We start from the raw sequence: 13,596 nt of genomic DNA on the forward strand, positions 1-13,596 counted from the left end.
GCACGGCAAGTGACAAGGGCCAACGAAAAGCCCCTCCGTTTGCCTGCGGGATGCTTCGCGAAGCGCGCATCCCAACAGCAAACGGAGGGGCACCTTTTGCGTGTTTGTCCTTACAGTTGACGCAGGCCCTCTTCCAGGCCTGTCTTGCTATCGGTCTTATCATCGCGTTGCTTAATCACGCGAGCGGGAACGCCGGCGACAACGGTGTTATCGGGAACGTCCTCGACAACGACAGCGCCCGCTGCGACAACCGCGCCTCTGCCAACGTGGACGCCTTCGAGCACCACGGCGTTGGCGCCGATCATGACGCCGTCCTCGATAATCACGGGTGTGGCGCTTGCCGGCTCGACAACGCCCGCGAGTACGGTGCCCGCGCCAATGTGGCAGTTCTTGCCCACCGTGGCGCGGCCGCCCAGGATGGCACCCATGTCGATCATGGTTCCATCGCCGATGACAGCGCCGATATTGATGACGGCGCCCATCATGATGACGGCGTTGTCGCCGATGGAGACGCGATCGCGAATGATCGCGCCGGGCTCGATGCGCGCGTTGACGCTCTTGGTGTCGAGCAGGGGCACGGCGGAGTTGCGGCCGTCGTTCTCGACCTCGTAGTAATCGATGGAGTCGGCGTTGTCCTGCAGGATGCCGGACAGCTCGCCCCAGTCACCGAAGATGATCTTGCCCTTGCGGCCACCGAAGACATGCGCGCCCTTCCAGTCAATTCGCTGACCGGGCTTTTCGCGAACATACAGCTTCACCGGCGTCTTCTTCTCCGCGCAGCGGATGAAATCGATGATTTCTTGGGCGTTCATCTGGGTGTTGTCCATGGTGTTCCTCTCTTTGCAAGAATCTGTACTGGTTTGAGTGCCTGGTCGATGGCGTCCCCTGCCGGTTGGTTTGGTCTGCGGGAGGGAGCTTGCCGTGAAATTAGTCGAACATGACCTGGTCAAAGGTGTAGAAGCCGGGCTGACGCATCGCCATCTTGAGCGCTGCGGCAAGTGCGCCGTTGACAAATATCTGGCGGCTGCCGGCACGGTGCGTAAGCGTGACCTCTTCGTCCGGGCCAAAGAAGGAGACCGTGTGCACGCCCGCCACGGTGCCGCCGCGAAGAGAGTGCATGCCGATCTCGTGCGGGTCGCGTGCACCGCACATGCCGGAGCGGCCAAACACGGGGGAATACTCCCCGCGGCCGGCGGCTGCCTGGGCATCCATAACGGCATCGAGCAGCAGATTCGCCGTTCCGCTGGGCGCATCGACCTTTTGGTTGTGGTGCGTCTCGCAGATCTCCACGTCAAAGCCGGGGAGCTCGCGGGTTGCCTGGGCCGTGAGGTGGCGCAGGGCCGCAACGCCAATGGAGTAGTTGCCCGAGTGCAGGACCGCGGCGAGATTGCCCAGCGCGCGCAGGCGCTCCATCTCGTCCACAGAATAGCCGGTAGTGCCGCTAACCAGGGCGCAACCGCAGCGCTTGACGTAGGCCTCGACCGCGGGCAGGGTCGCGACGTTTGAGAAGTCGATCAGTACGTCCGCTGCGGGCGCGGCTTGAGTCCGTTCAAGGTCGAATCCGATTTGGGCCACTACGTTAAAGACGGGGTTTTGATCTGCGTCGCGCATGGCCTCTGCTGTCTGGCGAATGAGCGATCCCATGCGGCCGTTACCCATGATGGCGATGTTAAGCAACAAGACCAGCCTCCTTCAAGGTGGAACGCAGCGCCTGGGCGGCGCCGTTTGACATGGCGGTAAGCGGCAGGCGGTAATTCGCCTCGATCATTCCCATCTGTGCCAGGGCCTCTTTGACGGGAATGGGATTCACCTCGCTAAACAGCCCGTGGATAAGGGGGAGCGCGGCGAGCTGCAGGCTGCGTGCGGTCTCAACGTCGCCATCTAGGAAGGCCGCGCACATGTGGTGCACCTTGCGCGGCTGAAGGTTTGCCCATACGGATATGGTGCCGCTTGCACCAAGCGACATCAGCGGTACGGTGAGCGCATCCTCGCCCGAATACATGCGGAAATCATCGTTGATAAAGCGGGCGGCGCCGGCGGCGAATCCCACGTTGCCGGAAGCCTCCTTGAGGCCCATGACGTTTGGATGCACGGCGAGGCGCTCGATGTTGCGCAGCGAGATGGAGCAGCCGGTGCGGCCGGGGATGTTGTAGAGGATGCAGGGGATGTCCGCTGCATCGGCGACCTTTTTGAGGTGCTGGTAGATGCCTTCCTCGTTGCTTTTGTTGTAGTAGGGGGTGATGATGAGCAGGCCGTCTGCTCCCAGTTCTTGATAGGCCAGGCTTTTCTCTACCATGGTCTGCGTGCAGTTGGAACCTGATCCGGCGATTACGGGGATGCGGCCCCCAACCTGCTTGACCACGGCCTGGACCACGGCGTTGTCCTCTTCATGCGTCATGGTGGATGATTCGCCCGTGGTGCCCAGGATCAATAATCCGTCCGTTTGGTTCTGCAGGTGGAAGTCCACTAGGTGCGACAGGGCTTCGAAGTCGATTGAGCCATCGTTCGCAAACGGCGTCACAAGGGCGACGATTGATCCCGTGAGTTCGCGTGCATCCATGGTTACTCGTCCTTTCCGCCGCAATCGCGGCAAGCGTTGATCAGGGCGCGTCCTTCTGGCAAAACGTCCAGGGTCGCAAAGTAGTCATCCGGCCGTTCGGCGCGTCGAATGAGTTCGTCGGTGCCATCGGAGCGCAGCAGCACCTCGGCGGAGCGCAGGCGTCCGTTGTAGTTGTAGCCCATAGAGTGTCCGTGGGCACCGGTGTCGTGAATCACCAGCAGGTCACCTATGTCTATATGGGGCATGGCACGGTCGACGGCGAGCTTGTCGTTGTTCTCGCACAGGTTGCCCACAATGTCGTAGACGGCGTCTGCGGAGGCGTGCGTCTTGTCCGGACCACCTGGCTGGCCCACTACGGTGACGTGGTGATAGGCGCCGTACATAGCCGGGCGAATGAGGTTGCATGCGTTGGCATCTACGCCAACGTAGTGCTTGTAGATGTCCTTGGTGTGGATGGCGCGCGTGACCAAGCAGCCATAGGGGCCCATCACAAAGCGGCCCATCTCAGCAAAGACGGCTACATCGTCCATGCCCGCTGGAACCAAGATCTCCTCATAGGCGCGGCGAACGCCCTCGCCGATGGCACGGATGTCGTTTGCCTGCTGTTCGGGACGATAGGGGATGCCCACGCCGCCGGAGAGGTTGATAAAGCCAACGCGGCAGCCGGTCTCCTCCTGCAGTCGGCGCGCGAGGTCGAATAGAATGCGCGCGAGCGCAGGGTAGTATTCATTGGTTACGGTGTTGCTTGCAAGAAAGGCGTGCAGGCCAAAGGTTTCGGCGCCCTTTTCCTTTAGCATGCGGTAGGCGTCGAAAAGCTGCTCCTCGGTCATGCCGTACTTGGAGTCGCCGGGGTTATCCATGATGCCGTTTGCGAGCTGGAACAGCCCGCCCGGGTTGAAGCGGCAGCTTACGATCTTGGGGATGGAGCCGGCCGTGCGCTCAAAGAAGTCGATGTGGGTGATATCGTCAAAATTGATGGTGGCGCCAAGCTCGCTTGCAAGCGCGAAGTCCGCTGCGGGCGTGTTGTTGGACGAGAACATGATGTCAGACCCCGTGATGCCCAGCGAGCGGGCGATCATAAGCTCGGTATCGCTTGAACAGTCGGCGCCGCACCCGTATTCGCGCAAGATGGAGATAAGCCGCGGGTTGGGATTGGCCTTTACGGCAAAGTACTCCTTGAATCCCGGGTTCCATGCAAAGGCGTCGCGGATGGCCTCCATATTCTTGCGAATGCCCGCCTCATCATACAGATGGAAGGGGGTTGGATAGCGCTGCACTAGGCTTTCGAGCTGTTCTTTTGTGGCAAAGGGCTGTTTGGCCGCATAGGCGCGGTCCAGGTCTTCTTGGTTTTGCTGATGGTCTTCCATCTGTGGCCTTCCTGTGCGGCACGGGGCTTGTTCGCAGTCCTCGTCCGCGCACGGGGGGGCATGAAATACCGCCCCGGCGACCAAGAAATCACTTCGAATAGCACCCCTGCATGCTTGCAGACAGTCCCGGACGTGTTTCGCACGGGCCCACCCAAACCTCCGCGCCCGGAGGTAGGATTCGGCGGGTTTGCCCCCGCACGGGGTCGACGCCTGCCGGCTCGCCCGCGCATCTTCGCGCCCGCGCCTCTATCGAGTGGAGATACTTTATCATGGCGAAGCGTCTATTTGGCGCAATAGTTGGTTCGTTACCGTTTTAAAACAATTCGATTCCAAAGAGCGTCCGTGCGGGCACCCGCCCCGTATAATGGCGCAACGTTTTGCTGATGGGCCGCGCGTGGCGCGGTCTTATAAAGACGACCGCAGGTGCTATTGGTAACGGTTGTATGCGGCTGCTGCGGATTTCGCAACCGATGTGGATTGTGCGGTCGATGCAGGCGATGGGGAAGATGCGGATCAGGAAGGGGCTTTGAAGATGAGTGCATGGATGCTTGGCGCTCCCGTTGACACCGTGGCGGGTGCGGACGCGGAGTGGATTCTTGGGGAGCTGCGTCGCCATCGTCAAGCGTTGCACCGCATACCGGAGCTCGATTTTGAACTTCCGCGCACCATCGAGTACGTCCGTCACCATTTGGACGGCCTTTCCTGCGAGGTCTTTGAGCCCTGCCGCTCTTGCGTGTGCGCGTACTTTGATGCCGGATGCGATTCCACCGTCGCCGTCCGCACGGATATGGACGCCCTTCCCATCACGGAGCGGTCCTGCGCGCCGACACCCTCGGAAACCCCGGGGCACATGCACGCCTGCGGCCATGATGCACATATGGCCATGGCACTGACGTTTGCCAGCGTGGTAGACCGCGCGATCGCTAGCGAAAGCGCCTTCGTTGCGGATGACGCGGGGACGTGCGGCGCGGGGGAGCGCGAAGACGGGGGATGCGAAGCCCAATCCTCGTCCAAAAAATGCGCCGCACCCGCCTCTAACGTGTTGTTTATCTTTCAGCCTGCGGAGGAGACCACGGGCGGCGCCAGGTCCGTCTGCGAATCCGGCGTGTTCGAGCGCTATGGAGTGAGCGCGATCTTTGGATTCCACGTATGGCCCGACCTGCCGGCGGGCACGGTGGCGTCTCGTCCCGGCCCGCTGTTCGCCCGTTCCAGCGAGACGCACATCGACATCAAGGGCGTGTCCGCGCATATCGCCACCACCTACGGTGTCCCTGACGAGCAGACCCATGATGCGATGCTTGCCGCCGCTCGTTTTGTCGAGGGCGCGCGCCGTCTGATGATGCAGTTGGGCGAGCGCGAGTACTGTATCGCCAAGTTTGGCCTGCTGCGCGCCGGCACGGTGTGCAACGCGGTTGCGGACGACGCCCATATCGAGGGCAGCCTACGCGTGTATTCCGACCAGCTGTTCGACGCGGCACGCGACGGCGTGCGCTCCTGCCTGGAGGACGCCTGTGTCTCGACCGGCTGTACCTACGAGGTCTCTTTTGCGTCGGGCTACCCGCCCGTCATCAATGATGCGGCGCTGTTCGAGCGTGCCCGCGCGGCGGTTCCCCATATGATGGAGCTTGATTCTCCGTCGCTCACCGCCGAGGACTTCTCTTTTTACCAGCAGCGTATCGCTGGGCTGTTTATGCTGCTGGGCGTTGGGGCGTGCCCGGCGTGTCCCGGCGGAGCCACGTCCTCGCTGCATGCGGATGACCTTTACTTCGACGAAGATCCCCTGCTGGCAGGCGTCGATACGTATTGCAGGCTGTTGGGGTTGTGACCGATCGCGTAGCCGTGTCCGCGTTTCGGCTTCGTGCGCGCCGCCGGGCTTATGGAGCCGCCGGCGCCTGACCGCAGCGGTGGCGCTGTACCAAATACCAAATAATGGCTTAGTGCGGAGGTTGGGACAAATAGTCGCTTAGTGCGGTCCCGAGTGCGACAAATAATGCGTTAGTGCGGAAAGGGCGACATATAGCAAGGGTACCTTATGAATAGGGCTTTTATATCGGCCAAGCTAGAAGGCCTGGGCGATGCCGTCTGATGAATAGGTAAAGCTCGTCAGGCCCTCTCCAGTCCGCACTAACGCACTATTTGGCCAAACCTCCGCACTAACGCGTTTTTTGACACACCGCCCTTCACGAACTAAGGCGTTATTTGGCACAGCGGCCCGCGCCGCCGACGTCCGCGCCACGCCCGCCTCGCACCCGCGCCACGCACGCGGATCCACGAACGCAAAAAAAGTACGTCTCGCGCTATGCCGTTTGGGTATAATCATTTTCACCGTGCCCCGTTAGCTCAGTGGATTAGAGCGTCTGCCTCCGGAGCAGAAGGCCGTAGGTTCGAACCCTATACGGGGCACCATTCCTTCTTTTCGTTTGACTTGCTCAATCATTGGATGGTGTATGTCTAGCTCCTCGTTCGACCCCTCTTTGCTCGATGCGAAGGCGGAGGAGGTGCCGCAGACTCACCCCACAGAGCTTCGCGGCCTTACGTCCGCCCAAGTGGAAGAGCGCATTTCCCAGGGCAAGATCAATCTCAACACCGATCTTAAAACCAAATCCATCAAAGAGCTGTTCATAGAGAACCTCTGCACGCTTTTCAACCTCATTAACCTTGTCCTGTCTATTTTGGTTCTTGTCACCGGGGCCTTTAAGAACCTCACGTTTTTGGGCGTGGTGTTCTTGAATACCGCCATCGGTGTCGTCCAGTCGGTTCGATCTAAACGCATGGTCGATAAGCTCACCCTGCTCGCTACCAAGCGCGTCGTCGCCATCCGCGACGGGGAAGAGGTCGAGCTCGACCTTGACCAGATCGTATTGGACGATTTGGTACGCCTTGGCCGTGGCGACCAAATTCCCGCGGACGCCGTCGTGGTTTCCGGCGACGCCCAGGTAAACGAGAGCCTGCTTACGGGTGAGAGCAACCTAATTCGCAAGCAACCCGGCAGCAGTCTCATGAGTGGCAGCTTTATCGATTCCGGTATGGTGTTCGCGCGTGTTATCCACGTTGGCGCGGACAACTACGTTGCCAAGATCAATAACGAGGCCAAATACGTCAAGAAGGTCAATTCGGAAATCATGAACGCGCTCAACGCGATCGTGCGCTTCGCCAGCGTCATCATGATTCCGCTGGGCCTTGCGCTGTTTGTCTCAAGCGTGCACGAGTCTTATATCAAAACCGCTCCTCAGGACCTTACGATTATGTCCTGGCTGTTCTCGGGGCAGGCGCCGTGGCACTCCATCTCCGATGCGATTCTCACCACCGTGGGCGCTCTGCTGGGCATGATCCCGCAAGGCTTGGTCTTGCTCACCTCGTCCGTTCTTGCAATCGCCACCATCCGGCTGGCGCGCCGCAAGGTGCTTGCCCAACAGCTCTATTGCATCGAAACCCTCGCTCGCGTCGATGTGCTGTGCTTGGATAAAACGGGCACTATCACCTCTGGGCGCATGCAGGTTGAGGGTACCTATCCCATAGCTGTGGGCGAGTTTGAGGGCGAAGCCAAACATGGCGTGCCCGCGGGCGTATCCGTTCTCGATTTCGCCCTCGCCAACATCGCGCAGGCCACATCCATGGACGCTAATGAGACCTGTAAGGCCCTGCTCGACCATTACAGGGATTCCGGCGTGCCCATCAAGGAGCCTCGCTCCGTTATACCGTTCTCGTCAGCGAAAAAATGGAGCGGAGCCTCTTTTGACGAAGGTTCCTTCATCATGGGCGCGGCCCAGTTTGTACTCTCTCCGCATGCGTTCGCGTTGGTCGAGAGCCGCGTCGCGACTCTTGCCGATACGTGCCGCGTGCTTGTGGTTGCCTGCGTGGACGGGTTTACGGACGAGGGCGACATGATAGGCGAGGCCCGGCCCGTTGGCTTCGTCACCATTCGCGATGAGATTCGCTCGAGTGCCGCTGAGACCATCCGCTATTTTTGCGAGCAGGGCGTAACTCTCACCGTTATTTCCGGTGACGATCCCAGGACGGTTGCGTCCATCGCGCGCGTGGTGGGAGTTCCCGGCGCGGGGCAGTTCGTCGACGCCACCACGCTCGATACGCCCGCCAAGATCGACGCCGCCGTGGACCGTTATCACGTTTTTGGCCGCGTCACCCCGCAGCAAAAGCGCGAGCTCGTGGTCGCGTTAAAGAAGCGCGGGCACACGGTTGCCATGACCGGCGACGGGGTCAACGACGTTCTCGCGCTCAAAGAGGCCGATTGCTCGGTCGCCATGGCCGCCGGTTCCGATGCGGCGCGCAATGTTGCAGAGATCGTCTTGGTCGATAACGACTTCGCCTCTATGCCCGCGGTTGTGGCAGAGGGCAGGCGATCCATCAACAACCTGCAGCGCTCCGCCGCGCTCTTCCTCACCAAAACCCTGTTCTCCATGGGCTTGGCGGCGCTGTGCATCGCTTTTCCCCCGTATCCCTTCCAGCCCATCACCATGACGCTGATCAACTTCTTCTGCATCGGCTTCCCCAGTTTTGTGCTGGCGCTCGAGCCCAACAACTCGCGCGTGAGCGGATCGTTCCTCATCAACGTGCTTAAGAAGGCGCTTCCCGCCGCTGCCGCCGTCGTCATTTCGTCCGTTGCCTGCATGGCTGCTTCCACGCTGCTTGGTTTGGACGAGTACCAGTTGTCGACTTTCTGCCTGGTCGCAACCTGCTCGGTGGGCGCGGCCCTTATCTGGCGCATTTCCTGGCCGTTTACGCCGCTTCGCGCCGCCGTGTTCGTTTTTGTGGTCGCGGGTATCGGCGTAGGCATCACGTTGTTCCCTGATTTCTTCTCCATCGCTGCGCTCACGTGGGGCCAGGCGATCGTGCTCGCCGCCATTGTTGCGGTCGGTTGCCTGCTGTTCTTCAAACTGGCGGATCTGTGCGAGACCTCGCTTGAGAGGCGCACCCGTTCTGCTACAGGTTTCGGCCGAGGTGTTCGCGTTAAACTCGGGCGCCGCGGTAAGAGCGTTTCGTCCACCGGCTCGGCGTTCAGACGCGCCGTGCAGACGGGGCGCGCCCGCGTGGAGCGCAACCGCACCCAGCGTGAACTCAAGCGCGCTCAATCGGAGGCTCTGCGCGCGGTCGAGACGGGGCATGAGGCTGCCGTGCCGGCAAAACAGGTCGAGCCTGGTCGGCCCGCTTTGACACGCGCCACGCAGCAGCGCGCGGCGTCGCGCGCATCATCGGTTGCCAGGGCGTCCGCAAGCTCTATGAAGGTTGAGAAGTCTTCGTCCGGCATCACGGTCAAGATGCCCGCAAAGGGCGCTCGGCGCCTCAAGGGCAAGCCGCGGCCCAAAAAGGACGACAAGGAAATCTCATAGCGTCGCGTGGTTTTCTCGTAGCCGCGGCTAAGATGGTTCTATCCTCATGAGAGCGTATATTGGCTACGGCTTGGTTCCTATGCGAAGGGTTACAACGTGATCTGCCCCCATTGCTTCAAGACAATCGAAGATGACGCTTCCTTCTGTCCGCATTGCAGCACGTATGTAGGCGGCGCGGAAGTTTCCGTGCACGATGAGTTTGTATTTTGCGAGGGGTGCGGTGCCAGGCTTTCCGCGCATGATCGCACCTGCCCTAAGTGCGGCCGTCCTGCGCCGGGCATTCTATCTACCAAATCCTCCTCGTCCGATCTCGCCGCCGGTAAGACCGCGAGCTTTCCGCGTCTAACGCAGAGCATGATCGAGTCCGAGATGCCCTCGCCCCGTCCGTCTGCCCCCACTGCGGCGCAGGTTCTCTCTGACTCGATGGATCCGTCCGCGACCAATGTTTTGCGCGCCTCCGACATCGAGGCCGCTGCGGCCTCGCCGTCTTCCGATGTCGATCCCTACCATAAGCCCAAGAAGCGCTACGTCAAGCCGCTCGTCTGCTCTGCTCTCGCAATCGCCCTGGTGGGCGGCGGAGCCTATTTTGTCATGGAGGATCCCTTGGGCGTGATGCCCGGGTTCTATCAAGCGTTTGAGGAGGCTGCTCGCGATATGTACCCTAGCCGTCAGCTTCCGCAAGGCTCCTCGCCCGCGTCTTCTGAAAGCCAGGCGTCGACGCAGCCCGTGGAGATGACGGATGAGCGCGTCTTTCAGATCCTGAGCTCGTCTTACAACAAGATCGTCTCTGCGTATGACTCCCTGGGCACCATAATCGATGATTACGAGTACGGCTTTATCGCTAATGACAAGTCCGTTCGCCAGGATAAGTCCTCCAGCGCGTATGCCGCCCGCGACGCGCTTGATCAGGTTGTGGACGAGATCGGTCAGCTTGATTTGGACGAGGATTCCGTCTACTACGAGGACGCGCAGCGTCTTATCCAACTTGCGGGATGGGCGCGTACGCGCGTCGATGTGTACTGCGCCTCATGGGATATCTCCTTGGCCGTACCGGAAGGGGAGAAGCCCTCTGCCCATCAGTCGGATATCTTGGCGCCGTTGAGGGACCGCACGCAAGAGGATTCCGAGGCGCGTGATTCCTACTACGCCAACGTGGTTCAGTGGAAACCCGTTGAGAAAGACGGCGCTTCTGCGGAATAATCCCGCTCGCATGCCGAATTCGTGAACAAGCCGCCCTTTTGCTAAAATTGCAAGGATGACTATTTCTTGACGGCGGAAGGGCTGCTCATGTTTGGTAAGAAACTTCACACTCCCGAGTATACGCTTGCTGGTGACGAGGTCGCCGTCATCGAGACGTCCCAGGGTACCATTCGCGTGCGCCTGGACGGTGAGGGCGCACCCATCCACGTCGCTAATTTCTGCGAGCTTTCTACCATGGGTTTCTATGATGGGTTGAAGTTCCATCGCTATGTTCCCGGCTTTGTCATCCAGGGCGGCTGCCCCAATACCCGCGACATGACGCGCAACGAGGTCGCTCGCGGCCTCGAGGGCCCCGACGGCATGCCCGGCACCGGCGGCCCGGGCTATTGCATCAAGGCCGAGTACCTCACCAACCCAAATAACAGCCATGAGGACGGCGCGCTTGCCATGGCCCGTTCCATGAACCCCGATTCCGCCGGTTCCCAGTTCTACTTCTGCCTTGGTCCGCAGCACAACCTTGATTCCGGCTACACGGTGTTTGGCAGCACTATCGAGGGCAAAGACGTCATTTCCAAGCTGCGCGCCGGAGACGAGATTGTCCACGTCGAGATTGTCCACGAGGCACGCTAGGCGCATGCCCGGCACCAAGCTATAAACGAAGGAGCATATATGAACGCACAGCTTATGGACCAGGCCCGCGCAGCGTACCGTGCCGGAGATTTTTCCTCCGCCGCCCAGCTATTCGCCTCTGCCAAGACTGCTGACGAGATTTGCGGCGAGGCCGATCACCTTCGCGGTAACTCTTTGATGAGGCTCGGCCTTTTCCAGGATGCTGCCGACGCCTATTCCGCCGCTTTGCGCGATGCTTCGTATGGAAAGTCCGGCGCTTTGCTAACCAATCAGGGCAAAGCTCTCGCCGCCGCCGGCGACCTTGCAGGGGCCGCGAACAGCTTCGGTCTTGCCGTGCAGGATTCCTCCTATGCGACCCCGTACAAGGCGTACATGGGCCTTGGTAACGCTCTGTTGAAGAGCGGTAACCCTACGGACGCCGGCGTGGCGTTCCGCTCCGCCGCCATCGACGGCGCCAATCCCGCTCCGGCTGCCGCATTGATGAATCTCGGCGACTGCTTCCTGCTCATTTCTCGTCCCGAAGATGCAGTCGAGGCCTACCGCACCGCACTTGACTTCGTCGGGCCTCACGATGATCCGCGCGCTATCAACGCCGGCCTCGGCCAGGCGCTTGCTGCCGCCGGTCGTTACGCTGATGCTATCGAGGCATTTGGCCGCGCCACTTCAGACGGTATCTATCAACTTACGCCCGAGCAGCAGCAGTCGCTCGCCACGGCGCAGGACACCCTGTCCGCCCAGCGCTCCATGGCTCCTACCGTTCCGCAGACCACCGGCGCCTATGCTCCCGGCGTCGACCCCCTCGATCCGCTGGGACAGTCCGGCAACCTTATTCCCGATCCTTCCGATACCGGTTTCTTCACCCTTTCGGAGTCTGAGATGATTCAGCAGGATAAGAAGGAGATGAAGGTCCGCCGTCGCCATCGCCATGTCGGCCTTAAGATCTTCCTGGTCATTTTGCTGCTCGTTCTTATCGTCGCCGGCGGACTTGGCTTTGCCTATACCCGCGGATATGGCTACCCCACCCAGCAAGATACGCTTACCAAGCTGTTCGAGGCGGTAACCAACGGAACCGAGACCGACCCCTATCTTGCCCCTGGCCTTTCCGACGACGCTAAGTCCGTGCTCGTTTCTTCCATTCCCGAGGGCTCCGTCCCCACTATCCAGGGTCTCGATAAGTCTATGACCGAGAGCATCGCGACCGTGTCCGTCGAGCTTTCCAAGGGCGGCAGCATGGATTACACCGTTGATTTTGTTCGCGAGGGCATCGGCTGGGTCGTTTCCGGCATCTCCATTGATTTCGGTGACGCTGACTCCGCGTCTGAATAGATGGTAACTTTTTCGAATCGCACCGTCGTTCTCAGCGTCTCCATACGTCAGCGCTACACTTCTTTGGAACCCTAACCTTTTGGAGTGACCTTGTTTTCATTGATGGATATGTTCTTCGGTCAGTATGATGGCGACCTTGCCATCGACCTTGGAACCGCCAATACCCTGGTGTCCGTTCGCGGCAAGGGCATCGTCATCCGCGAACCTTCCGTGGTCGCAATCGATAAGAATGACGAGCGAATCCTTGCCGTCGGCATCGAGGCCAAGCGCATGCTGGGCCGTACTCCGGGCAATATCGTTGCCGTTCGCCCTTTGAAGGACGGCGTTATCGCTGACTTCGATGTGACGGAGGCTATGCTTCGCTACTTTATCGATAAGGCCTCTGAGAAGCGCTATCCGTGGACGCCGCGTCCCCGCGTTGTTGTCTGCGTCCCCTCCGGCGTTACCAGCGTTGAGAAGCGTGCCGTCTTTGAAGCGACCATTCAGGCCGGAGCTCGCCAGGCTTACCTCATCGAGGAGCCCATGGCCGCTGCGATCGGCGCCGATCTTCCCGTCGAGGAGCCTACCGGATCCATGGTCATCGATATCGGCGGCGGCACTACCGAGGTCGCGGTCATCGCCATGGGCGGCATCGTTGTTTCGCAGTCTATCCGTGTTGCGGGCGATGAGTTCGACCAGGCGATCCTCACCCATGTTCGCGATGCCTATAACCTGGCAATCGGCGAGCGCACTGCCGAGGATATCAAGATCAAGGTTGGTTCCGCTGTTCCTCTCAAAGACGAGCTCGACGTCGAGGTGAACGGCCGCGACGTTATAAGCGGTTTGCCTAAAACGGTTCGCATTGAGAGCGAGGAGATTCGCAGGGCGCTTAACAAGCCGCTGGACGAGATGTCCAAGGCTGTTAAGGACGCCCTCGACGCCACTCCTCCCGATCTTGCGAGCGACCTTATGTACTACGGCATTCTCCTTACCGGCGGCGGCGCTATGCTGCGCGGTCTCGATGTGCGCCTTCGTGATGAGACGGGTGTTGCGGTCAACGTCAGCCCCACCGCTCTCGATAACGTGGTCAATGGCTGCGCGCGCGTACTGGAGGCGAATGCCTTCGACGGCGGCTTTGTCCAGAGCAACGCGTAAAGGGGCGTTATCGTTTTGCCTCGATCCAACA

General features: G+C 60.4%; 10 protein-coding genes, 1 tRNA gene and 1 riboswitch. Of the genes, 7 read left to right on the forward strand and 4 right to left on the reverse strand.

Annotated features, from left to right (window positions below; all coding sequences use genetic code 11):
- Positions 1 to 110: 110 nt before the first annotated feature.
- From dapD to B3H65_RS07580, 4 genes are all read right to left on the reverse strand, one after another.
- Complete coding sequence (gene dapD, locus B3H65_RS07565) at positions 111 to 827, reverse strand: 2,3,4,5-tetrahydropyridine-2,6-dicarboxylate N-acetyltransferase (protein ID WP_117680237.1); 717 nt, start codon at positions 825 to 827, stop codon at positions 111 to 113.
- A 100-nt stretch (positions 828 to 927) separates the two neighbouring features.
- Positions 928 to 1,680: a 4-hydroxy-tetrahydrodipicolinate reductase gene (gene dapB / locus B3H65_RS07570; protein ID WP_286684771.1), complete on the reverse strand. Its 753-nt coding sequence runs from the start codon at positions 1,678 to 1,680 to the stop codon at positions 928 to 930.
- Positions 1,670 to 2,560 (reverse strand): 4-hydroxy-tetrahydrodipicolinate synthase, encoded by an 891-nt coding sequence (dapA, locus tag B3H65_RS07575; protein ID WP_286684772.1) that lies wholly within the window; start codon positions 2,558 to 2,560, stop codon positions 1,670 to 1,672. The genes dapB and dapA overlap by 11 nt, the downstream gene beginning before the upstream one ends.
- A gap of 2 nt (positions 2,561 to 2,562) precedes the next feature.
- Positions 2,563 to 3,927, reverse strand: a complete 1,365-nt coding sequence (locus B3H65_RS07580) for a diaminopimelate decarboxylase (protein ID WP_286684773.1) — start codon at positions 3,925 to 3,927, stop codon at positions 2,563 to 2,565.
- A 90-nt stretch (positions 3,928 to 4,017) separates the two neighbouring features.
- Positions 4,018 to 4,184, reverse strand: a riboswitch (Lysine riboswitch).
- Positions 4,185 to 4,459: 275 nt separating this feature from the next.
- Here B3H65_RS07580 and B3H65_RS07585 point away from each other — a divergent pair.
- The 7 genes from B3H65_RS07585 to B3H65_RS07615 all read left to right on the forward strand — a co-directional run bounded on the left by B3H65_RS07585 (position 4,460) and on the right by B3H65_RS07615 (position 13,565).
- On the forward strand, positions 4,460 to 5,752 hold the full coding sequence (locus B3H65_RS07585) for a M20/M25/M40 family metallo-hydrolase (RefSeq protein WP_286684774.1): 1,293 nt from the start codon (positions 4,460 to 4,462) through the stop codon (positions 5,750 to 5,752).
- 504 nt (positions 5,753 to 6,256) lie between these two features.
- Positions 6,257 to 6,333, forward strand: a tRNA-Arg gene (locus tag B3H65_RS07590).
- 41 nt (positions 6,334 to 6,374) lie between these two features.
- Positions 6,375 to 9,275, forward strand: a complete 2,901-nt coding sequence (locus B3H65_RS07595) for an HAD-IC family P-type ATPase (RefSeq protein WP_286684775.1) — start codon at positions 6,375 to 6,377, stop codon at positions 9,273 to 9,275.
- 96 nt (positions 9,276 to 9,371) lie between these two features.
- On the forward strand, positions 9,372 to 10,475 hold the full coding sequence (locus B3H65_RS07600) for a zinc ribbon domain-containing protein (RefSeq protein WP_278562308.1): 1,104 nt from the start codon (positions 9,372 to 9,374) through the stop codon (positions 10,473 to 10,475).
- Between the two features lie 87 nt (positions 10,476 to 10,562).
- Positions 10,563 to 11,105 (forward strand): peptidylprolyl isomerase, encoded by a 543-nt coding sequence (locus B3H65_RS07605; protein WP_286684776.1) that lies wholly within the window; start codon positions 10,563 to 10,565, stop codon positions 11,103 to 11,105.
- 39 nt (positions 11,106 to 11,144) lie between these two features.
- Positions 11,145 to 12,431, forward strand: coding sequence for a tetratricopeptide repeat protein (locus B3H65_RS07610; RefSeq protein ID WP_286684777.1), 1,287 nt, complete (start codon positions 11,145 to 11,147; stop codon positions 12,429 to 12,431).
- A gap of 102 nt (positions 12,432 to 12,533) precedes the next feature.
- Positions 12,534 to 13,565: a rod shape-determining protein gene (locus B3H65_RS07615; protein WP_040362080.1), complete on the forward strand. Its 1,032-nt coding sequence runs from the start codon at positions 12,534 to 12,536 to the stop codon at positions 13,563 to 13,565.
- Positions 13,566 to 13,596 lie beyond the last annotated feature (31 nt).

The organism is Collinsella sp. UBA1693, from assembly GCF_002320115.1.
Classification (GTDB): Bacteria; Actinomycetota; Coriobacteriia; order Coriobacteriales; family Coriobacteriaceae; genus Collinsella; species Collinsella tanakaei.